Source organism: Picosynechococcus sp. PCC 8807 (assembly GCF_001693295.1).
Classification (GTDB): Bacteria; Cyanobacteriota; Cyanobacteriia; order Cyanobacteriales; family MRBY01; genus MRBY01.
Genome location: NZ_CP016483.1, coordinates 91,627 through 113,132, shown reverse-complemented (window position 1 = coordinate 113,132; position 21,506 = coordinate 91,627). Strand labels below are relative to the sequence as shown.

Here is a 21,506-nt window from a genome sequence, read left to right as displayed (position 1 = left end):
AACGTCAAATGGTGCCGGGAGATATTAAGATAGGTTACGGATTAGATGCCCTAGGGGGTCTAATCTAGACGAGACAATCACGAACATTATTATTTTGTAAAGACTATGCCACAAGGATTTGGACTCGGGAAAATGAAAGAGCTGGCCGCCGCATTCCAGCAAGCCCAAAAGGTACAGGAAGGGGCGAAAAAACTCCAAGAAGAGCTCGAAGCGATGGACATTGAAGGTACCAATGCCGATGGTTCTGTAAAAGTGATTCTCAGCGGCAACCAGGAACCACGGGGCGTAGAAATTTCCCCAGAGGCGATCGCCAAGGGTGCAGAGGAACTTTCGGCTGCCGTTTCCGAAGCCCTGACCGATGCCTATACCAAATCCACCGAAACCATGCGCACCCGGATGGAAGAGCTAACCAGTGGCCTCAACCTCCCCGGCCTTTAATTCAAAATAAACATCATTCATCTGGTGAGTTTGGGCTGCGGAAAATACTCACACCAAGACCCAATCCTTCAACTTAAAAAAACAATAATTTTTGACCCCAGGGTTTTGTCTTGGGGTTTTTTATTGTTTGATTTGATTTTTTTTAATTATGCCAAGCGCTAAGATTAGGATGACGCCTCCGTTTCCACAACGGTGTAGGTAAAGCGCAAACCCGCCCACTGGGTCGTGGAAAAAACATAATTTTCTTTATTGGGTTCTGTGCCTTCTGGGGGAACCGCTTGCAAATCGCTGAGGAGGCCTTGGATAAGGGGCAGGGATTTTTCTAGCTTCTGGGGAATGGTCTCTAAATCCCCAAAAAGTTGGGTGGCCTGGTCTTGGAAATTTTCAAAGGGGCGATCGCCAATGATCCAATAAATTGTCCACACTCCCAAGGGACGTAGCGCCGTTAATTCTAGGGGGCTGGTTGCGGTTTCTGGGGGGATCTTGAGACCTTCTTTAGCAATCAGGAGCAGTAATTCTTGTTTCGGGCTTTGGGCAAAACCTAGACAAAATAGAGGTTGCGTTCCCGTATTTTCCAATTGATATTGCCCCTTTTCTCCCACCGTAAACGTCGGTTGAGGATTAGGATTGCTCTTCGACTGCCCCAGGCTAAAGGGTGTTGTTTTTGCCGTCAGCAGGGTCGAAAAACGATCCAGACGTTGGACCGTTACTTTCAAAGGCAGTTGGGTACTGGTTTCATTGACCAACAACCGGAGCCATTTTAAGGCTAATAATTGTTCTAGGCGGGGGAGGAGTCGATTGACTGAAGATTTGATCGCTTCGTTGGTATCGCTGGCCGGCACCACACCGGGGACAATTTTGCCAGGGACGGTGGTCAATTGATAGGCTTCATCAAAAACATAATCTACCCAATCTTGGGGGTTACTGACGCTGGCGATGTTGGTCAAACTCGCAAAAGCACTGGTGGCATCTACCCGTTCGATGCGACTGAGATCCTCAGCCAGGGCAATTTTTAAGGCGAGGTTGCGGGGTAGATGGCGTTTCGTTTCTTGGATTGCTGTGCCAACGGTGACATTTTGCGTAGAAGATTTCCCTTGGCCGAAAACCCCTGCTTTGCCGCTGAGTTGGAGAATCGGTGCCGTTTCGGTACGAATTGTTAATTCACTACCGGGGGCGATCGCCTGCAAAATTTCCGGTTCAAAGCCCCCCAAATAGACTTCTAACCCCGTGGGATTTTGGCTAAAGATCTGACCCGTCGCTGGCAACGTATCGCTGGGGAGAGTGCCATAGAGGGGCGCGGTTTTGGTACCCAAAAAGGTCATTGTTGCCGGTTGCGTCTCATCCTTGGGTAAACGCACAGCAAGGTTTGTCTGGGCCGTAGTGACGGTGACCATCGGGTCATAGGCGGAGAGATATTGCCCAAGGGCCGCCGTAAACAGTCCCGTCATCACACCATTAATTTGCACTTCTGGGGTAACGCCCTCGGTGGCAGCCCACAGTTGAATCAAAGCTGATCGTCCTAACGCAAAACTAGAATTTGATTTGACAGTGGTGGTTTCGGGGGCAACAATGGGGGCGATCGCCGTTTCATCCGGATAAGTGCGGGGTCGCCAATAGGGGGCCGGGGGTCGGGAGCCAGGATCAAAACTGGTATCCAAGACGAGAATTCCTTGGGCTGGATTGAGATCTTGGATTAAGGCTTGAAAAGTGCTCAGGGCGATCGCCTCAGGGCCAGATTTCCCCGGGAGCACCAGGGCTGGTATTGGTTCTGGATCCGTTGGGTCTGTGACTAAGCGAGTACCATAGCCGCTGAAATGCACAAAAACCAGATCCTCCGGTTTCACTTTTGTCTTCAGGTCTGTTTGAAACGTTGTAAAAATACCGCTGCCACTGGCTTGATCATTACGGAGAGTGACGATGTCCGTCGCCGCAAAACCAAAACGTGATTCCAGCAAATGTTTCTGGATTTTTAGATCCTGCTGACACCCCCCCAAATTAGGCCCTTGACCATATTGATCGATGCCGATGAGCAACGCGATCTTGCGACCCCGAAATTGACTGAGAGCCTGGGCAGATTGTTTGAGATCAGATGGCCGTAAAAACGAAGAAAACCCCAGGGCACCACAGGTCAACCCCAAAGCTTGTAAAAAATCACGCCGACGCCATGCCATCCTAGTTCACTGCCTTTGAAATTCTGATATCAGCCTACCAGTACATCACTATTCCTGGCTAGAGCTATTTACCGCATTGTGTTGCAATATCTGCATCCACACCCAAGGACGGATTATATTCTTCTTTACTGTACGGGACTGACGGGACTCGAACCCGCGACCTCCTGCGTGACAGGCAGGCATTCTAACCAGCTGAACTACAGTCCCAAGTGGTTTAGGTCACTTTTAATAATATAAAGTCAGAAATTGTATATGTCAACTCCTTGGCGCAATTTTTTTAAACAATACCCGAAGCCCAGCCTTAGATAACTGCATGACGATTTTATGACATTGTTCAGGGGATTAAACGGTGGCTTTACCGAAGCGACGTTCCCGTTGTTGAAAAGCCAAGAGGGCGCGGTGGAGTTCGGTTTTGTCAAAATCGGGCCAGAGGGTAGGGGTGACATAAATTTCGCTATAGGCCATTTGCCACAACAAAAAATTACTCAGGCGCATTTCACCGCTGGTGCGGATCAAGAGATCGGGATCAGGGATGCCGTGGGTATAAAGGTGATCGTTGATCAGGGTTTCGTTGATATCGCTGGGTCGCAGTTCCCCGGCAGCAACTTTGGTGGCGATCGCCCGACAGGCTTGGACTAATTCCTGGCGGCCGCCGTAGTTGGTGGCAACGGTAAATTGAATGCCATTATTGTGCTGGGTTTGAATGACGGAGCGTTGAATTTCCGCCTGGAGGGAATAGGGTAAGGAGGTCAGATCCCCCACAAAGCGAATTTGAATCCCTTTGGCCGCCCAAATTTTAATTTCTCGCCGAAGCACCTTTTCAAACAAGGTCATCAAAAATTCCACCTCGGTGGGGGGACGCCGCCAATTTTCGGTGGAGAACGCATAGACCGTGAGGGCATGGATTCCCCAGTCCTGGCAGTAGGTGAGCATATTGCGGATTGTGTCTACCCCTTTTTGGTGACCCATAATTCTAGGTAAACCACGCTGTTGGCCCCAACGACCATTCCCATCCATGATGACAGCGATGTGTTTGGGAAGCTTTTGGGGATCGAGGTCAGCGGGCAAAGGATGAACCATAGTTACAGTCAAAGGTTAATCTTTGTGGGTGAAAGGGAGATTCAGTTGCCGAAGAAACTTGAGTAAATCTTCCCCTTGAGATTTTAGCCGACGACCCAGGTCACCTAGGGACGGCGTTACAGATTCGCGATCGCCGGTGGTGAAATATTCCGAGAGCAGTTCTTTGAGTTCATTGCTGGTGAGGGGGCGATTCAGGTTCCCCCGGTCTGCGAGGGAAATAGAACCCGTTTCTTCGGAAACCACCACACAGACGCAGTTTTCAGCTTGTTCTGTGATGCTGCGGGCGGCCAGGTGACGGGTGCCTAACTGACGGAAGCCGGATTTTTCGGACAAATGGAAGAAGACCTTTGCGGCCACCACCCGGGAGTCACGGATCAAGATCGCGCCATCGTGGAGGGGATTTTTGTCGTAGAAAATCGATTGGAGCAGTTCCTTAGAGACCTCTGCATCGATGGGGACTCCGGGCTGGGCAATGCCTTTTTTATCGATGGGAATGGCGGTGGTTTCAATGAGAATTAGCGCTCCGGTACGGGATTGGGAGAGTTCTTTAACCGATTCAACAATCCGGTCGAGCACGGTATTTTCGGAGTTCGTATTCCGCGCCTCGACGGGCCGGAGCAATTCCATGATTTTACCTTGGCCTAATTTCTCTAATAGGCGCTTCAGTTGGGTTTGGTAGACTAGGGCGATCGCCACCGCAGAGATCAACAGTAATTTATCGAGGAGAGCCGCCGCATATTCAAATTGATATATTTCTGCTGCCTTATCAGCAATCATCAACAGCAAAAATCCCCGCATCACCCAGAGGGTTCGTCGGTCTCGAATGGCAAAAACCGCCACATACACTAAGAACAATGTCAGCGCAATATCCGCAATGTCAAACAGCCAATCTGGCATCCTCTATTACCGCTACTCCAGCACAACCAACAACTTGCCATCAGACTCTATCATGTCATGGCGGGGGTAACCTTGGGCAAAGAAAAACGGGGTCAGCGATCGCCTCAATGTGGCCACCCCATCTACCCCGTTCCCCAAAATGTTTAACCAATGAAAAGAGATCAGCCTTGACGTAGCCGCTCCGGTAAACAATCTTGACGCACTAAATCCTCCAAGGTTTCCCGACGGATAATCAGTTGGGCCTCCCCTTCATTCACCAGTACGGCTGCCGGGCGACCGATGCGATTGTAATTCGAGGCCATACTGTAGTTATAGGCTCCCGTCGCCAGCACCACAAGGATATCCCCCGGTTGGGGCGTGGGCAGTTGGGCATCCTTGATCACCACATCCCCCGACTCACAATGTTTACCCGCTACCGTGACTGTTTCCTCGCAGGGGGCCGACAGGCGATTAGCAATGACCGCCCGGTACAGAGATTGGTAGGTAATCGGACGGGGATTATCAGACATGCCGCCATCCACAGAAACGTAGGTACGAATTTCTGGCACAACCTTACGGCTCCCGACGGTATAGGCCGTAACGCAAGCACTGCCGACGAGGGAACGACCCGGCTCTACGATCAATTTTGGTAGCGCAATCCCATGGCTCCGGCAGGCGGCTTCGAGGGACTGGGCAACATTTTGCGACCAGGCTTCAATGCTGGGGGGGTCATCGGATTCGGTATAGCGAATCCCTAAACCGCCGCCAAGGTTGAGAATTTCTGGGTTTAAGCCATAGTCAGCGGCTTTTTTGTACCAACCAGCGAGGACATCACCGAGATCTTTGTGGGGTTGTTGTTCAAAAATTTGCGACCCAATGTGGGCGTGGAGGCCAATACAGTTTAAAAATTCAGCCTGGCTCACCAGGGCAAAGGCCGCTTCAATTTGGTTCGGGTCAAAGCCAAATTTGCTATCTAAATGCCCAGTGCGGATATATTCGTGGGTGTGGCACTCGATACCGGGGGTGAGGCGCAAAATAATCTTGGCCGTTGTTTGGCGATCGCCCGTGAGTGCCTTGAGCAATTCCAGCTCAAAGAAATTATCAACAATGATCGTCACCCCTTGGTCGAGGGCAAAATTCAGCTCCTCGCGGGATTTGTTATTGCCATGGAAATAAATTTTTTGCGGGCTGACTCCAGCTTTGAGGGTTGTGTAGAGTTCTCCCCCAGAAACCACATCGAAGCCTAACCCTTCACTGTCAACAATGGCGCAGATGGCCATGCAGCTCCAGGCCTTAGATGCATAAATCACGAGGGATTCACCACCGTAATATTTTTGGAAACTGTCGCGGTATTGACAGCAGGTGGTTCTCAGGGTGTATTCATCGAGGATATATAACGGAGAACCATATTGCTTGACCAATTCAGTCACATCGCAGCCTCCCACCACTAAGTGATCCTGGCCATTTACGGTGCTGGTCAGGGGCATTAACGCTTGGTTGGGAGACAGGCCATCTGGATTTTGGGGCAAATATTGTCGACCTGTATTGTCAGTGGAGGCTGCGGTTAACATAAGCAATTACTTTGTGGTTATCTTTTACTAGATTCAATAGAATCATAGGTAAATAAGGATACCGAAAAAATAATCACCCTTGCTATGGAAATGGCGGCTATTTGTCTAAATTTTCATTGGCGTTGGTAGTTGTCGTTTGATCACCATCCCGGCCCGTCGTCGTATTGGTATTTTCACCGCTGCTCGAAGTATTGTTGACATTCGAAGCTCCACTTTCACTGACACGGACTCGAATGGTACTACCATTCTTAGTTTTGATGGTAATTTCTGTACCATTTCTTCCTTCAGATACAGTCATCGAGCCACCGTTAAATTCCTGGGCCATGGCATTGTGACTAAATCCCAAGAGGGAGCCACTACACAGAGCGACAACTGCCATACTTTTTAAGGTAATTGCTTTGAGAGTTCTACTTTTTTTTGCATCGTTTGTGCGTGAAATCTGCTGTCATTGTACAAATGGATAAAAAAACCGTTTAACAATTTTTATAAACTAATTGTCTTTGCTACCGAGAGAGGATGATGGATGATTATTTTCGGCACCACGATAAACATAAAAATTTAATGATTTAACCTGGTGTCTTTCAATTTTTCTGCTGTTCGCATTTGATAAACTTTTCAAGTATTTTTATGAGTGAGTGGTGAGATTTGTGAGTGCAGTTGCTTTATCGGTGCAGGCCCTGACAGAACAAACACTGCCCCAGGCATTGATTTTAGATCAATTATGTTTTGGTGGCCTTTGGTCTAAGGATGGTTATCTACGGGAGCTAGAAAGTCCAAATAGTACCTTGCTGATTGTGCCGGCTCCCCATGATCCAAATAAATTATTGGGATTGGGTTGTCTCTGGGCGATTGTCGAAGAAGCTCACATTACGCTGATGGCAGTTCATCCGGAAGTGCAACGGCAGGGCTTGGGACAACTCATTTTGTTGGGTTTGCTCCGGGATGCTTGGTTACGGGGTTTAGAACGGGCGACCCTCGAAGTCAAAGAATCCAATCAGCGGGCGATCGCCCTCTATGAAAAATTTGGTTTTACCCTGGCCGGACGCCGTAAAGGGTACTACCAAGACACCGGAGAAGACGCCCTGATCATGTGGCGCAAGGGTTTAGATCAGCCCGAATTTACTGTCCAATTAGAAGCCTGGGGAGCGACCATTGCCCAACGACTCCAGCAAAACCACTGGTTTTGGTCTCTCGATGCTTAGAAATGCTAAAGGTTATCTCTGTCCACAAAAAAACCCCATCTCACCGAGAGACAGGGCACATTGCCTAGACAAAAAATGTGATTTAAAAAGAATTTTTAAAACAAGGGCCGCAACAGATCTTAAATGACCGTACCGTCGGGAATAACGGCGTTCTTTAGTACCACTGTAATGCCGCTGCGAATGTAGTAGCCAAGCTCCTCACGGTTGGACTCCTCCACATTTTCCTTATTGACGATCATCACGTTTTTACCGATGCGTGCATTTTTATCGACGATCGCCCGGCGAATCGTTGTACCTTCACCAATCCCAATGGGAGGCTTGCCACGACGGAGACAATCCTGGCGCTTCTCATAGGGCTGATAATAATCTGCGCCCATGATCATCGTATCTTCGATAGTGCAGTCCGCTTCGACACGGGTGCGAATGCCAAGAACTGAGTGGTGAATGCGGCAGTTTTTAATGATGCAACCTTCGCTGATCATCGATTCTGTCACGTCAGCGTTGAGCACCTTCGTCGGCGGTAAGTAGCGCGCCCGGGTGTAGATGGGAGCCTTTTCGTCATAGAAACTAAAGGGTGGGATCGGCTGCTTCGTCAAGCCAAGGTTTGCTTCATAGAACGCTTCGATGGTCCCAATGTCAGCCCAATAATCATCAAAGAGATAGGCCTGAACGTTGTAGTCCTTGGCCGCATCAGGAATAATTTCTTTCCCGAAATCGGTTTTATCTTTGCCTTCTTTGAGTAGATCGAGGAGTACTTGTTTCTTAAAGACGTAGATCCCCATCGACGCAATGTAGGGCTTTTCTTTCGCCTGCTCTGGATCGAGACCCAAGGACTGGGTATCCACCTGCATCGCCTTAAGGGCTTCACCAGTGGGCTTTTCACTAAAGTCCACGACACGACCATTGGCATCAATTTTCATCAACCCAAAGGCGGGGGCTACTTTTTCGCCCACGGGAACCACAGACAGGGTGATGTCTGCCCCAGTGTCACGGTGGCGCTGGATAAATTCACGGTAATCCATACGGTAGAGGTGATCACCGGAGAGAATGATGTATTCATCGACATCCCAGTCTTCTAGAAGCCAACTGTACTGTCGGACAGCGTCGGCGGTGCCTTGGAACCAATCGGGATTTTCTTTAGTTTGTTGGGCTGCGAGTACTTCGGTAAAGCCTTCGGTGAAGCCGGTAAAGTTGTAGGTTCGACTAATGTGACGATTTAAAGATGCTGAATTAAATTGGGTTAAAACGTAGATTTTATGAATTTCAGAATTAATGCAATTGCTAACAGGAATATCAATGAGACGATATTTGCCTGCTAGAGGTACTGCGGGCTTAGCTCTGAGTTTTGTTAGCGGATATAGGCGAGTACCTGCGCCGCCGCCAAGTATGATTCCTAGGACTCGTTTCACAAAAAAGACCTCACGACTGCCTTTGACCTCTGTGTCAAGTGTATGACTGGAGGGGGGATCTCGAAAAGTAACAATTCAAACTTTTTCGGGATTTTTTCCCCAGAATCCATCATAGGTCTGATTTTCACCGACGTCATTTTAAGATTTGGGAATCGTTTATTTAAGGGCGATCGCCGCCCCCAGAGATCCAGTGGGGGATCGTGGTAATCCCCTGCAAATTCTGCGTAATGCCCCTTCCATCTCCTTTGGCAACCCTGATAAAATGGGCTTCTAGTTTTTTATCTTCTAAGCTTATTTTCCCTAATGGTTTCCCCAAATCCTCGCCTGACCCTCGGTGTGAATATTGACCATGTTGCAACGATTCGCCAAGCGCGACGCACGGTAGAACCAGATCCAGTGGCGGCGGCAACCTTAGCAGAACTGGGGGGAGCCGACGGGATTACGGTACACCTCCGGGAAGACCGGCGGCATATCCAAGACCGGGATGTCAAAATCCTACGGCAGACGGTGCAGTCCCACCTGAATTTAGAGATGGCCCCCACGGCGGAAATGGTGGCGATCGCCTTAGACATCAAACCCGACTACGTGACCCTCGTCCCCGAAAAACGCGAGGAAATCACCACGGAAGGAGGGATCGACATCGTGGGTAATTTTGCCCGGTTCAAAGAGGTGGTTGAACAACTCCAGGGGGCCGGGATTCCCGTCAGTTGGTTTATCGATGCTGAGCTAGAGCAAATCGAAGCGGCCCAGAAAACCGGGGCGCAATTTATCGAGTTGCACACGGGGAAATATGCCGAGGCCCAGGACTCAGATCAGCAGCAGGCAGAATTGGCGACCCTCAAAACTGGGGCAAAACAGGCGATCGCCCTGGGGTTACGGGTCAACGCCGGCCATGGCTTAACCTATCGTAATGTTTACCCCGTCGCTTGTATCGAAGGCATGGAAGAGTTAAACATCGGGCATACCATCATCAGCCGGGCTGTGTTGGTGGGCCTAGAACGGGCCGTGCGGGAGATGAAGCTTGCCATGTGGGGACAATTGTAGGGTATCTTTACTGGAACAAAAACAGTTATAAATCTTTCTATATTGAACAAGTGATGACGACCTATCATTTTGCCCTGGCCAGCCAAAAATTTCTCTTTGAAGAAGAACCCTTCGAAGAAGTAATCAAAGAACGCATCCGCCACTACGAAGAACAAGGCAAAGAACGGGATTTTTGGGTAGTGGAGAATCCAGCCTTTATCAACGCTCCTAGCCTTAAAGAAGCCAGCGAAAAGACCCCCAAACCCTGTGTGGCGATCATCTCCACGAAGAAGCAATTTATTACTTGGTTAAAATTACGGTTGGAGTACATCTATGTCGGCGAATTTGAGGCTCCCTCTGAGGAAATTCCAGAGCCCCTCAAGTCCCTAGCCGCCTAGACTCCCCTATTCTTTCTGGCGTGTGAACTTATGATGGGCAATTTCTGGCAACCGTTGATTAGGCTTGGGCGTGCTGCTTGCATCGGGAGTATTGCGGCGATCGCCTTTGTCCCCCCCAGTATTGCCCAGCGGGGTTTATCTCAATGTCAGCCGCCCCAGGGCGCAGAGTTTTTGGTATTGGTATTTACCCCATCCCAACCCCTCCAGGCGGAAGTGCGCAATCAAGTGAGTCAAACCCTCCCGGAAAACCAACAGGCGGTGGTTTGTGAATACGATGGCAATGTTCTCAGTCGGGTCGGGGGCTTTACGAGCCTCGAAAACGCGACCCAGTGGGCCGAATATTTTGGGGAAGCGGTGGGTTTGCCCTTGATGGTGATCACCCCAGTAGATAGTGATTTGGCCCTAGAAACCAGCCAAGCGCCGACTATTCCCCCCATGACAACGGCGATCGCCCCCGATGTGGTGGTCGAAACAACCGGGACACCAACCCGTAACGTTGCTCTGCCCCCAGCCCAGCCCCAGGCAGAAACAAAATCGACGCCTCCCCCCGCAACCCAAGGGCCAGCTAACTTCCGACCCCAAGGACTCCGGGGGGGATTCGGGGTGCTGGTAGAATACGGCGGGAATTTGGCGATCGCCAATCAGTTGCAGCGTTTAATGGGGCAAAATATTGGCCTGGTCGCCTATGGGGGACGCGGTTATCTGCTGGCGGCCCACACCGCAGATTCCGCCCGGATCACCGAATTGTTAAATCGTCTCAATCAAAATGGCCTCGGGGCGATCGCCGTTCCAGCCGATCAAGTCATTCTGCTGAAGGCCGACATTAGCCTTTGATTTGTTTTTTTTGAAAAAGTTTATGACCTCTATCCACGTCCAAGTCCCTGCTACCACTGCCAATATTGGCGCCGGGTTTGACTGCTTAGGCGCTGCCCTTAGTCTCCATAACCAGTTCCAATTTCGCCTTGCGGGGGAAAGGGAGCCATTTTTCAGCCTCGAACTCGTCGGTGCGGATGTGGAAACCCAGAAGCTCGAAGCCACAGCCGACAATCTGCTCTACCGTGCCTTTGCGAAAGTCTTTGCAAGCCTCGGCCAGCCTGTTCCCCATGTAAATATTGCCATTGATCTCAAAGTGCCTTTATCCCGTGGGTTGGGCAGTTCCGCGACGGCAATTGTGGGCGGCTTGGTGGGGGCCAATGCCCTGGCCGGATCTCCTCTGAGCCAGCAGGAAATTATGAACCTCGCCATCGAAATGGAGGGCCACCCCGATAATGTGGTGCCTGCCCTACTGGGGGGCTGTCAACTGTCGGTAAAACATCAGCAGGATTGGGTGATTTGTCCTTGGGTTTGGCATAAAAATGTGGTGCCTGTGGTGGCGATCCCTGATTTTGAGCTGTCCACGGAAGAAGCCCGCGCCGTTTTGCCCCAACAGTACGCCCGGGCCCAGGCAATTTTCAATGCGTCGCGGTTGGGTTTGTTGCCCCACGGGTTAGCGCAAAACAAGGCTGAATATTTAACGGCAGCCCTGGATGATCAAATTCATCAGCCCTACCGAAAAAACCTGATTAAAGGCTATGACCCAGTGCAACAAGCCGCGATCGCCGCTGGGGCCTATGGCATGGTGATCAGTGGCGCTGGCCCGACGTTATTAGCGCTTGTGGCGCCAGAAAATGCCCCCAAAGTCGCAACGGCGATGCAAACGGCTTGGGAAGAGATTGGTGTAAAGGCGATCGCCCATGTTTTAGATATTGACCAACGGGGCACAGTCATCCTTTAGAGAGTGGATTACGAGACTCGACAATTAACGGGAAAATTCAGGTTTAACGCTGCTGGGTCATGGCGATCACTGTTGCAACCGTCAGATTTTTGATTGCCCCTAGAGTCGGTAAAACGTTATCGCCAGCGTAAATAATGGGTAGCTCATCCTGTTCCCAAACCCAAACCCGTTCCCGCTGAATATCAATTAACCAAGCCAATTCTGTTCCTTGCCCCAAACAATGCAGAATTTTGTTTTGGAGATCGAGGGTGCTCTGGTCGAGGGAGCGAATTTCAATTAGCCAGTCCGGCGCTCCCTGTAATGGGCCATCTTCTGTTAATCTCTCTGCTTTGGCGACCACAATATCCGGCACAGGCGACAGGGGCGGCACAATACAACGCAATTCCTGAATCGCTTCATACTGGGTAGTTTGCTGGTTAATGGCGTTTACCAAATTGCGCTGGAGACGGGAGTGGAATAGAGACGGCATCGGCTTTTGTTTTGCAGACCCAAACAGAAATTCCCAAGCAGGGGAAGCTTCGATATTTTTCTGATGTAAAAAATCCTCTAATTCAGTCGCGATGGGTTTAGGAATCTGGGTCATGGGCTTGGGTTAGCAATGATGACTGGATTAAATGTGGCCCTAAGAAATTCCCTTAAGGAATTCCTGGGTTTTTTGCCAGAGGGTTTGGACAGATTCTTTGAGTTGCATTTTGCGGTCCCATTTCTGAAATTCCGTTTCGTAATCGGTGCCGCTAGTTTGCCACAGTCGCCAACTGCGTAGGGTAAAAAACAGCCCCCACAGCAGCAGCACATACAGAGACCAGGAAGGATGTCCGGTATCGAGGGTATCTAGGCCAACGAGGAAGCTGTTGACGATACCAAAACGGATCGCGCGGTTTTTGAGGCGTTGACGGCGATATAAATTGAATTCTTGCTTTTTGCTGGTTTCAACCTTGAGGTCGAGCCAAGTCTGTTCGGCGGCGACGAGGTCGGTTTGGGGAATGCCCAGGTCAGCGGCAATTTCTTCGAGTTGGCTGCGGGTCAGTTCGCCATCGGTATCCCGGCGGGCTATCGCCAATTGGAGAATGGCTTGGATATCTTCAGCTTGATAGGTGTCGGGCCCTTGGGGTGCGCTCATCGATGCATCGCAACGGAATGGTTTTCTTCCATTATGCCGAATGATTTTCCTCTGCGACGGGGGCGATCGCCCCAAATTCGGCTAACAGCGTTTGGGCTTGGCTTGGATTGCAATAGATCAATTCCAATAATTCATCGGGACTGATCTTGAGCAATTTGGCATAGAAGCCCACTTCTCCCATCACACGCGCTTCCCCCTGGCGCAGGTACATAGATAGGCAATGGTGGGCTTGGGTTTCCACAGCCCGGCCTGTCCGAAAAAAAGCAAGGGCATGGAGTAGACGGTCTTCGTAGGGGGCGAGGGGAGGTAGGGAAAGAGGTTCGGGATGTTTCATCTTGAACTGTGCGAAATATTCTTAAACTTTAGAATTTTTGGGCATAGCGATCGCCCGTGCGCCCCAAGGCAAATTTGAGGGATGTACCAATTTTGGCATTGCCCTGGGTGAGAAAAATAAAGAAAGAAAACAGAGCCAACCCAGCGGCGATCGCAAAAATCCCTTGATAACCGACGGTCTGGGTCACGGTGCCGAGCAATAAACCCGCCAGGGCGATTCCCACATCAAAGCCGCCAATACAAATAGAATAAACCTTTCCCCGCTCCGCACTGGAGGAACGATCCGACATCAGGGCAATCATCATCGGCACCAGCGTACCCGCTCCTAAACCTTCTACCGCCCCTGCCAAGACAAACCAATTTGTCCCGCTGGCGTTGGTGAGGATCAGCATCGTTGCGGCGTAACAGAGCAGACTGCCGCTAATAAACAAACCCCGCCCCAAAGTATCCGACGCCCGACCCACGAGGATACGACTGCTAAAACTGGAAATGGCCGCCGCCCCATAGAACAGTCCGGTATTGAAATTTAAGCCCAGTTCCCGAATGTACAGGGGAAGAAACGTCACTAAAACGCCGAATACCAAGCCAATGCAGAGCATAATCAAGGAAGGAATGTAGAGCCCCTTATGGCGAAACAGTTCCGGGTAATCGCGGTTGGTTTCCCCTTGGTTGGGCGTCAGGGAATTTTTATCAATGGCGATCGCCTGGGGATTAGATTCTTTAGTTTGACTAGCCAGGAGCAAAGCCCCCACCCCACACAGACCCGACACCGCAAAGATCCACGGGTAATCGACGACCCCCAAGAGATAGCCCCCCAAGACTGGCCCAATGGACATCCCCACCGGAATCGCCAAACTCATGTAACTGATCACCTCCCCCCGGTTTCGTTCTGGAGCCAAATCCACTACTAGAGCACTGTAACCCGTCGTAAAAGCGGCGATACTAATGCCATGGAAGGCTCGCCACACCATCATCTGGGGAATCGAATTTAAAAAAATATATCCCCACGGGGCGATCGCCACCACCACAGCGCCAATGAGGATTACCCGTTTGCGACCCTGCTCATCGACCATTTTACCGAGGCGAGTGCGGGCCAAAAGCAGACCGATGGCAAAGCAACCCATCACAAAGCCCACCTGCTGATCCGTTGCCCCCAAATCTTGGATATAGGCCGGGAGCACCGGTAATAAACTGGTCATACTCAACCAAAATCCCAGGGCCGCCAAAAATAACAAGCCCAAATTCCAGCGCATTTCCGACTGGAGCTGCAAAAAAACCTTCACCTAAATTTCCCTAACAATTGCTTGAACACATGACATATCTTTTCAAATTGTAAAGGGATGTTAACGAAGTTGGGGCCGGAGACCCTTGGCAAAATGCGTTAGATTTTTAAAACGTATAACCCTACTCGTCCTCTGCAAAACCCACCATGGTGCTGTTTAAAGTCCCCCCCAGCTATACCCTTTCCGAAAATCTCGTCACCACCGAAAGCGTCTATTGGAACCGCCGCAAATTTATCAAAACTCTCCTGGGGGCTGGGGTGGGCATTGGTCTAGCGAGTTGTCAGTCCCAGGATCAGCAGTACAGCGCCCTCCGTGAAACTTTAGATTTGCCCAAACTAGACGCGATTAAAAATCCCAACTTCCGGAAAATTGGCGATCGCCCCATCACCAAAGAACTCTTTGCGGGTCAGTACAATAATTTCTACGAATTTGGCGGCACCAAAGGCATCTGGCAAAACGCCCAAAATCTCCCCACTAAGCCCTGGCAAGTAGAAGTGGGCGGCCTCGTGAACAACCCCCAAACCTATGACATCGACGACCTGAAAACAAAATTTCCCATCGAAGAACGCATCTACCGCTTCCGTTGCGTCGAAGCCTGGTCGATGGTGCTGCCCTGGATTGGCTTCCCCATGCGCGAATTAATCAAAGCCGTCGAACCCAAGACCCAAGCAAAATTTGTCCGCTTCACCAGTTACTACGACGAAAATGTTACCTATGGCCCCAGTTTCCACCTGGGGAATCTGCCCTGGCCCTACACCGAGGGATTGCGCATTGAAGAGATGAATAACGAACTCGCTTTCTTTGCTCTGGGAATCTATGGCCACGATTTGCCGAAACAGCATGGTGCGCCTCTGCGCATGGTCATTCCCTGGAAATACGGCTTCAAGGGGGCAAAATCCATCGTCAAAATCGAATTCCTTGCCGAACAGCCCGCCACCTACTGGAACACCATCGACGGCCACGAGTACAAATTTGAAGCCAACGTCGAGCCAAATGTGCCCCATCCCCGCTGGTCCCAGGCCACCGAAAAATTTATTGGCAATACCCCAGAATTTAGCTGGGAAATGAAGGAAACCCTACCCTACAACGGCTACGGGGAATACGTCGCCAGCCTCTACAGTTAGAAAAAATGACGCACCACTTACCAGGGCAAAATCTCCCCATTGGCGTGCCAAAACGTGCCTGTATTATCGAGATTTAGTGCTTCAATGCGGGCCAACAATCCTTTGACTGCCACAACGGGGCTAATGCCATCTTCCCGGAAATTAATCATCCGCGTTTTCACGAGGCCAGGGTGTAAAATACCCACCGCAATTCCCCTGGGTTTGAGATCGATCGCCAGGGATTTTCCGGCCATGGAAAGGGCGACTTTTGACATTCGATAGCCATAGGAACCGCCGGAGGTATTGTCTTCGATGGAACCCATGCGACTGGTCATCAGGATAATTTTCGAACCAGATTTAAGATTCGCTAAAAGGGCTTGGGTGAAACGCAGCGGGGCGATCGCATTGACTTCAAATTGACGGCGAATACTGTCAACATCTAGCTCATCCAAATCGACCCGTTCTAAAATCCCGGCGTTGTTAATCAAGACATCAATAGTTTCTCCCTGGAGATCTTGGGCAAGCTGCTTGACGGCATCGGGATTCGTCAGATCCACGTCTGCTTTTACCGTTACACCCAGTTGCAGCAGTTCCTCAGAGGGCGTCCGACAAACGGCAATCACGCGATCGCCTTGGGCGTTGAGTTGACGGCAATATTCCAGGCCGATGCCCCGGTTTGCGCCAGTAACGAGATAGGTTGACATATTCTTGAATATTTGTTTTGAGACAACGATTTGCAGTGTGGCAAGCTCTATTGGGAAAGTCAAATTTAAAACGAGATTCTCTACAAATACCCGAGGGAAATTTGACCAGGGGGAATTTTTACAATGCTACTGGCACCGGGAGCGCTAAGTTTAACCAGGAGTTCGCCCTTTTGATTGACCCCGGTAATGATCCCTTGATGGCCTTCGTAGGTGATTATTTCGCCTAGGTTTTTGAGATGTTTTAAATAGCCCGGCAATATATGTTCAATTGAATTTCGAGCTAGTTTTTGCGTCCCCTTTAGAATTCCGGCAATGACCAACGCCGCAAGGCGATCGCCTTTAATTTTTAACTCCCCTTGCCAGAATTGTTCGAGGTTAATACCTGTTGGTGGAACGGGATTTTGGTAATTAATGCCGACTCCGACCACAGCCGCACTAATTTTCCCCTGGGAGACTTTCGTTTCGGTTTTAATCCCCCCCAGTTTCTTGCCTTGCAGGAGAAGATCATTGGGCCATTTAATTTGTACGGGAAGCCCTTGCTGTTGGAACATTTCGACAATGCCCCAAACGCTGGCTAGGGTTAAGCCATAGGCAAATTGGGGGTCTAATTTTATGGGCAACAAGACCGACAAATATAATCCCCCTGGTGCGGAAATCCAGGTGCGTCCCCACTGGCCTCGCCCCGCTGTCTGGGTTAAGGCGATCGCCACCCTAGGCATTGTGTATTGTGCTTGATACCGTTGCCACAGGAGCGTATTGGTCGAGTCAAGCTCCGGGAAAACTTCGATGGGAAGTGTCGTTTCACAGGCAAGAAGATCGCTTAAGGCCCCTTGAATCGCGTCAGGATGAAACACAGTCAGTAAATATTTTTATCGCTTTTCTCAAATAGCGTACCTTGCAGCGTTCCTCACCCCAGGAATTTGCTAAAGTGAAACGCCAGCGTTCTTTTTCGGAAAGTTTCATCTGCCCATGGTTGCTAGCCCCGCATCTCCCCAAATGACCCACCGCACCGTCCTCAAAAATGGCATTACCCTAATTGTGACGGAAAATCCTGTGGCAGACTTGGTGGCAGCGCGCTTATTTTTTCCCCAGGCGGGCGGACGGTGGGAATCCCTCGACCAAGCGGGCTTATTTCATCTCTTGGCGGCAGTAATTACGAAGGGAACAAGCCGTTACAGTGCCGTCGAAATTGCCGAACAAATCGAATCTATCGGCGCGAGCCTCGGCGCGAGTGCGTCCAACGATTATGTGGCCCTGAGCCTCAAGACAGTCACAAAGGATTTTTATACAATTTTCAAGCTAGCAGCAGAAATCCTCCGGGAACCGACTTTCCCCTCCGAAGAAGTAGAGTTAGAGCGCAAAATTACCCTACAAAATATCCGTTCCCAAATGGAGCAGCCCTTTAATGTGGCCTATGACCTCCTCCGGAGCCAGATGTATCCCCAGCATCCCTACGGCCAATCTATTTTAGGGACGGCAGAAACGGTGGCGCGATTCACGGCTGCAGATTTACAACAGGCCCACCAAACCCATTTCCGGCCAGACAATTTGGTGATTAGCCTCTCCGGTCGGCTGACCCTCGAACAGGCAGAGGCAATCGTGGAACAAACCTTGGGGGATTGGCAAAACCCGACAACGCCGCTACCAAGCTTAGAAATTGCGCCCCTACAGCCCCAGGGAGGGGTGTGGACAAAGGAAAAAGAGAGTCAACAGGCGATCATTATCTTGGGTTATCTGACGGGAACGGTGGCCGATGATGATTTTTTTGCCTTGAAACTCCTCAGCACTTATTTGGGTAATGGACTATCTAGTCGGCTGTTTGTGGAATTGCGAGAAAAACAAGGGCTTGCCTATGACGTGTCGGCGTTTTTTCCCACGCGCTTGAGTCAATCCCAATTTATTACCTACATTGGTACGGCCCCCCAAAATACGGCGATCGCCTTGAATGGATTACACCAAGAAATCCAACGGCTGGTGACGGCTCCCCTGTCGGAAGCGGATTTGCAAATTGCGAAGAATAAACTCCTCGGCCAGTATGCCCTGGGGAAACAGACCAATGCTGAATTGGCACAAATTTTTGGCTGGTATGAGAGCATTGGCCTCGGCATCGACTTTGATCAAGCTTTCCAGCACCACGTCGAAAAGATTACAACGACGGAAACCCACCAGGCAGCCCAACGTCATTTTCACCATCCCTATGTGTCGGTGGTGGGCTCCCAAACGGCCCTTTCCCTGATCGAAGATCTTCAGCTATCGTAAAAGGCGATCGCCTCCTAAACATCATGAAGAAAATCATCATGTCTGTGCGTCAAACCGTTTTAAATTTAGGTCTATCGACAGCCTTGATTTTGTCGAGTAGCCTCGGTCTTAGCCCCCTGGTCAGCGCCCAATCCCCCCGACCAGAATTGCGCATTGGTAGTACGGGGACTGTAGTTCAGGAACTGCAAACCACCCTCCGGTTACTGGGTTACTACAGCGGCGAAACCACGGGTACCTATGACGAAGCTACCGTGATCGCAGTCTACCAATTTCAAAAGGCGGCCCAAATCCCCCAGACCGGAGTCATGGATCGCACCACTTGGGAGACATTATTTCCGATTTCGGCGGCGAATTTACCCGTTGCTGAGGAACAAGCCCCAACTCCAACAGCCAGTAGCCCAACAACAGCCCAGAACGAACCCCCCGCAACCCCAGCCCAGGAAGTAACTGATGCCGAGGCAACTCCCAGCTCCAGCACAAATCAGACGGCCACCAGCACAGATCCAGATACACTGCCCCTGTTAAAGGAAGGCATGGAAGGGGATTCGGTGAAACTCTTGCAAACTCGCCTGCAAGCATTGGGCTATTACACAGGCCGTGTCGATGGTATTTTTGGCCCGAATACTCGCATCGCTGTCATTGCGGCCCAAACTGCCTTGAAATTAGATGGAGATGGCATTGTTGGTGCTCAAACCTGGCGTAAGTTACTAAACTAACATTGAAATCAATTTCAAACGAAAGGCTTTAAAACTAACTAAATACTTACCGTAAACCGTTATTTTTTAATATTTATGGAATTTACAATTACTGTGCCGACAATCGCCTGTGAAGTCTGCGGTCAAACCATTACAAAAGCCATCCAAAATCATGATCAAAAGGCCCAAGTTGCCGTCGATGTTCCTAGTAAAGTAGTTTCGATTCAAACGACGCTTTCTGAAACTGCCTTAAAAAACATTATTACCGAAGCAGGCCATACTCCCGCCTAGAAAAGAAATTCCGATGGAAAGCCAATTGCCTTGGCGATTAAGACTAGGCCGTTACCTCGATGATTTTGACAGTGGCACAGGCCGCCTCCTCAATTTGGCTTTGTGTGGACTAATTTTCATTTCGTCGGGGATTTTTGTGGCGCAAACCTATCCTTTGCCAACGGTTTGGGCACAATATTTGGATTATTTAGATACAGGTGTTTTGATTTTATTTGCCGTGGAATATTGCTGTCGCTGTGTGGGCGCCGCTGAACCTCGGAAGTTTATTTTTAGCTTTTTTTCCTACCTTGATCTGTTGGCGATCGCCCCGTTATTTTTCGGCTTCCTCGACATTCGTTTTGTGCGGCTGTTCCGCTGGTTTCGATTACTACGCTTGATCCGATTTTTTCGCCTAGAAATCTCGATTTTCAAGATCAAGGCCGAAGACAGCATTATTCTCAGCCGAATTCTCCTGACCTTATTTACAATTATCTTTGTTTATTCTGGCCTGATTTATCAAGTCGAACATGATATTAACCCTGCTGTTTTTGGCAATTTTTTAGATGCTTTGTATTTTGCCGTGGTGACGATGACTACAGTGGGTTTCGGCGATAAAACGCCCATTTCAGACATTGGCAAAGTCGTAACTTTAACCATGATTCTCACGGGGATTGCGGTGATTCCTTGGCAGTTAGGGGATTTAGTACGCCAGTTTCTCAAAAGTGCGAATCAACAGGAAATCGACTGCACAAAATGTGGTCTAGCTTTTCATGATCAAGATGCTCAATTTTGTAAGCGATGTGGCACAGCCCTCCGGCAAAATCAATTAAATTAGCATTCAGCGACATTGCTCAATAAAAGATCACAAAAAATTGGCGATCGCCCCAGGAATTCCTATGATGAAACCATCGTTATTTTTTTGAGTTTAAACTAACAGAATGTCAACGCCCCTTACTCTCAATTTATTACAAGGTTCTGTCACCTTTCGGTTCACTAGCACTGCCGCCCAAACCCTCAAAGCAGAAATCGATCAACTGATGCACAGCATGAAGGCGATCGCCGGCAATAGTAACCCCAAAGGCCGTCCCCAGCCCCAAGAATCCATGAATTATCAGTACACCGGGGACATTTTTTTAGAGATTTTTTGCAATCCGAATATTTACCCCAGTCCCTTCGCCGCCAAGGTATTGATTACCCTCCGGGATGATCGGATTCGGCTCACCAGCGAAGCAGAATTACCCCGTTTAATCGAAGATTTAGAGAATTATCTGGCCCAGGCCGATTAGTGTGAAAGATAACAGCGATTTTTGTGGCGGTGCGCTAGGCTAAACATAAATAATGCAATTTTCTAGTCCCATCTCAATCCCTCAAGCGAGAAAACTGTTGCCATGAGTACATCCACAAACTTCTTTGAACTGTTTCAAAAGGGCTTCCATGTCACCGTTGGGGCCGCTGCTACCTTAGTCGAAACGATCCAAGATCCCACCAAACGGGAAGTGACAATTTCTGAATTTCGCACAGAGCTTCAAAATCGCGCCGAAGAATGGTCAGAAAAAGGTGAAATGACCGAGCAAGAAGCCCGTAAATTCCTCGAAAAAATCTTCCAGCAAGACAAAGCCGCCAGGGAACCCGGTACCCAAGAAATCGTGACCACGGCAACGGAAGTAAAAGATAGCGATCTGCAAAACGAACTAAAGAACCTAACAGATCAAATTGTCACTCTCAAAAGCGAGCTTGCGGCGCTCCGTCAGGACAAACAAGAAAACGAACCAAACTAGGCATCGAGTGCGGAGCTGT

The 21,506-nt window shown here is 49.8% G+C and carries 26 protein-coding genes and 1 tRNA gene; 14 read left to right on the top strand and 13 right to left on the bottom strand.

What is annotated here, in order from left to right:
- Positions 1-105 precede the first annotated feature (105 nt).
- Positions 106-438, top strand: coding sequence for a YbaB/EbfC family nucleoid-associated protein (locus tag AWQ24_RS00595; protein ID WP_012305742.1), 333 nt, complete (start codon positions 106-108; stop codon positions 436-438).
- Between the two features lie 164 nt (positions 439-602).
- Here AWQ24_RS00595 and AWQ24_RS00590 read toward each other — a convergent pair whose 3' ends face one another.
- The 6 genes from AWQ24_RS00590 to AWQ24_RS00565 form a co-directional block, all read right to left on the bottom strand.
- Positions 603-2,609 carry a caspase family protein gene (locus tag AWQ24_RS00590; RefSeq protein WP_065715717.1) on the bottom strand — a complete coding sequence of 669 codons (2,007 nt, stop codon included), beginning with the start codon at positions 2,607-2,609 and terminating at the stop codon, positions 603-605.
- A gap of 133 nt (positions 2,610-2,742) precedes the next feature.
- Positions 2,743-2,816 (bottom strand) — tRNA-Asp (locus AWQ24_RS00585).
- Positions 2,817-2,951: 135 nt separating this feature from the next.
- Entirely contained in the window at positions 2,952-3,689 is a 738-nt protein-coding gene (locus AWQ24_RS00580; protein WP_012305739.1) for an isoprenyl transferase, read from the bottom strand.
- 15 nt (positions 3,690-3,704) lie between these two features.
- Entirely contained in the window at positions 3,705-4,586 is an 882-nt protein-coding gene (cdaA, locus tag AWQ24_RS00575; RefSeq protein ID WP_012305738.1) for a diadenylate cyclase CdaA, read from the bottom strand.
- A gap of 161 nt (positions 4,587-4,747) precedes the next feature.
- Positions 4,748-6,136 carry a diaminopimelate decarboxylase gene (lysA, locus tag AWQ24_RS00570; protein ID WP_065715716.1) on the bottom strand — a complete coding sequence of 463 codons (1,389 nt, stop codon included), beginning with the start codon at positions 6,134-6,136 and terminating at the stop codon, positions 4,748-4,750.
- A 97-nt stretch (positions 6,137-6,233) separates the two neighbouring features.
- Entirely contained in the window at positions 6,234-6,515 is a 282-nt protein-coding gene (locus AWQ24_RS00565; protein WP_062431691.1) for a hypothetical protein, read from the bottom strand.
- Positions 6,516-6,783: 268 nt separating this feature from the next.
- Between AWQ24_RS00565 and rimI the strand changes: the two genes are divergently transcribed.
- Positions 6,784-7,338, top strand: coding sequence for a ribosomal protein S18-alanine N-acetyltransferase (rimI, locus tag AWQ24_RS00560; protein WP_065715715.1), 555 nt, complete (start codon positions 6,784-6,786; stop codon positions 7,336-7,338).
- Positions 7,339-7,457: 119 nt separating this feature from the next.
- Here the strand turns inward: rimI and AWQ24_RS00555 are convergent, their stop codons facing one another.
- Positions 7,458-8,747: a glucose-1-phosphate adenylyltransferase gene (locus AWQ24_RS00555; protein WP_062431685.1), complete on the bottom strand. Its 1,290-nt coding sequence runs from the start codon at positions 8,745-8,747 to the stop codon at positions 7,458-7,460.
- A 145-nt stretch (positions 8,748-8,892) separates the two neighbouring features.
- Between AWQ24_RS00555 and AWQ24_RS16620 the strand changes: the two genes are divergently transcribed.
- From AWQ24_RS16620 to thrB, 5 genes are read left to right on the top strand one after another with little or no spacing between them, the layout of a single operon-like run.
- Positions 8,893-9,021: a hypothetical protein gene (locus tag AWQ24_RS16620; protein ID WP_254903487.1), complete on the top strand. Its 129-nt coding sequence runs from the start codon at positions 8,893-8,895 to the stop codon at positions 9,019-9,021.
- A gap of 29 nt (positions 9,022-9,050) precedes the next feature.
- Positions 9,051-9,791 carry a pyridoxine 5'-phosphate synthase gene (locus AWQ24_RS00550; protein ID WP_065715714.1) on the top strand — a complete coding sequence of 247 codons (741 nt, stop codon included), beginning with the start codon at positions 9,051-9,053 and terminating at the stop codon, positions 9,789-9,791.
- Between the two features lie 53 nt (positions 9,792-9,844).
- On the top strand, positions 9,845-10,168 hold the full coding sequence (locus AWQ24_RS00545; RefSeq protein WP_030006753.1) for an MgPME-cyclase complex family protein: 324 nt from the start codon (positions 9,845-9,847) through the stop codon (positions 10,166-10,168).
- Positions 10,169-10,198: 30 nt separating this feature from the next.
- Positions 10,199-11,002, top strand: a complete 804-nt coding sequence (locus AWQ24_RS00540; protein ID WP_157096806.1) for a hypothetical protein — start codon at positions 10,199-10,201, stop codon at positions 11,000-11,002.
- 22 nt (positions 11,003-11,024) lie between these two features.
- The gene (gene thrB, locus AWQ24_RS00535) at positions 11,025-11,942 is read left to right on the top strand and encodes a homoserine kinase (protein WP_065715712.1); all 918 of its coding nucleotides are present in this window, start codon (positions 11,025-11,027) and stop codon (positions 11,940-11,942) included.
- Positions 11,943-11,985: 43 nt separating this feature from the next.
- On the opposite strand, the gene AWQ24_RS00530 is transcribed toward thrB, so the two are convergent.
- The 4 genes from AWQ24_RS00530 to AWQ24_RS00515 are packed head-to-tail and all read right to left on the bottom strand — an operon-like array spanning position 11,986 to position 14,678.
- Positions 11,986-12,525, bottom strand: a complete 540-nt coding sequence (locus AWQ24_RS00530) for a Uma2 family endonuclease (RefSeq protein ID WP_157096805.1) — start codon at positions 12,523-12,525, stop codon at positions 11,986-11,988.
- A 39-nt stretch (positions 12,526-12,564) separates the two neighbouring features.
- On the bottom strand, positions 12,565-13,062 hold the full coding sequence (locus AWQ24_RS00525; RefSeq protein WP_065715711.1) for a 2TM domain-containing protein: 498 nt from the start codon (positions 13,060-13,062) through the stop codon (positions 12,565-12,567).
- Between the two features lie 31 nt (positions 13,063-13,093).
- Positions 13,094-13,396, bottom strand: coding sequence for a hypothetical protein (locus AWQ24_RS00520; RefSeq protein WP_030006757.1), 303 nt, complete (start codon positions 13,394-13,396; stop codon positions 13,094-13,096).
- 28 nt (positions 13,397-13,424) lie between these two features.
- Complete coding sequence (locus AWQ24_RS00515) at positions 13,425-14,678, bottom strand: MFS transporter (protein ID WP_083993461.1); 1,254 nt, start codon at positions 14,676-14,678, stop codon at positions 13,425-13,427.
- Between the two features lie 146 nt (positions 14,679-14,824).
- On the opposite strand from AWQ24_RS00515, the gene msrP reads away from it, so the two are divergent.
- Positions 14,825-15,802: a protein-methionine-sulfoxide reductase catalytic subunit MsrP gene (msrP, locus tag AWQ24_RS00510; protein WP_065715710.1), complete on the top strand. Its 978-nt coding sequence runs from the start codon at positions 14,825-14,827 to the stop codon at positions 15,800-15,802.
- Between the two features lie 17 nt (positions 15,803-15,819).
- Here the strand turns inward: msrP and AWQ24_RS00505 are convergent, their stop codons facing one another.
- Together AWQ24_RS00505 and AWQ24_RS00500 are read right to left on the bottom strand one after the other, a co-directional pair.
- Complete coding sequence (locus tag AWQ24_RS00505) at positions 15,820-16,485, bottom strand: SDR family oxidoreductase (RefSeq protein ID WP_065715709.1); 666 nt, start codon at positions 16,483-16,485, stop codon at positions 15,820-15,822.
- Positions 16,486-16,565: 80 nt separating this feature from the next.
- Positions 16,566-17,339, bottom strand: coding sequence for a biotin--[acetyl-CoA-carboxylase] ligase (locus AWQ24_RS00500; RefSeq protein WP_083993460.1), 774 nt, complete (start codon positions 17,337-17,339; stop codon positions 16,566-16,568).
- A gap of 115 nt (positions 17,340-17,454) precedes the next feature.
- Between AWQ24_RS00500 and AWQ24_RS00495 the strand changes: the two genes are divergently transcribed.
- The 6 genes from AWQ24_RS00495 to AWQ24_RS00470 all read left to right on the top strand — a co-directional run bounded on the left by AWQ24_RS00495 (position 17,455) and on the right by AWQ24_RS00470 (position 21,487).
- Complete coding sequence (locus tag AWQ24_RS00495) at positions 17,455-18,744, top strand: pitrilysin family protein (RefSeq protein ID WP_065715708.1); 1,290 nt, start codon at positions 17,455-17,457, stop codon at positions 18,742-18,744.
- Positions 18,745-18,767: 23 nt separating this feature from the next.
- Complete coding sequence (locus AWQ24_RS00490; protein WP_065715707.1) at positions 18,768-19,460, top strand: peptidoglycan-binding protein; 693 nt, start codon at positions 18,768-18,770, stop codon at positions 19,458-19,460.
- A 75-nt stretch (positions 19,461-19,535) separates the two neighbouring features.
- Positions 19,536-19,730 carry a heavy-metal-associated domain-containing protein gene (locus AWQ24_RS00485; protein WP_065715706.1) on the top strand — a complete coding sequence of 65 codons (195 nt, stop codon included), beginning with the start codon at positions 19,536-19,538 and terminating at the stop codon, positions 19,728-19,730.
- A gap of 13 nt (positions 19,731-19,743) precedes the next feature.
- Positions 19,744-20,544: an ion transporter gene (locus AWQ24_RS00480; RefSeq protein ID WP_065715705.1), complete on the top strand. Its 801-nt coding sequence runs from the start codon at positions 19,744-19,746 to the stop codon at positions 20,542-20,544.
- Between the two features lie 103 nt (positions 20,545-20,647).
- On the top strand, positions 20,648-20,995 hold the full coding sequence (locus tag AWQ24_RS00475; protein WP_030006765.1) for a hypothetical protein: 348 nt from the start codon (positions 20,648-20,650) through the stop codon (positions 20,993-20,995).
- A gap of 102 nt (positions 20,996-21,097) precedes the next feature.
- A complete protein-coding gene (locus tag AWQ24_RS00470; RefSeq protein WP_012305719.1) occupies positions 21,098-21,487 on the top strand; it encodes a hypothetical protein in 390 nt (129 codons plus the stop codon).
- The last annotated feature ends 19 nt before the right edge of the window (positions 21,488-21,506 follow it).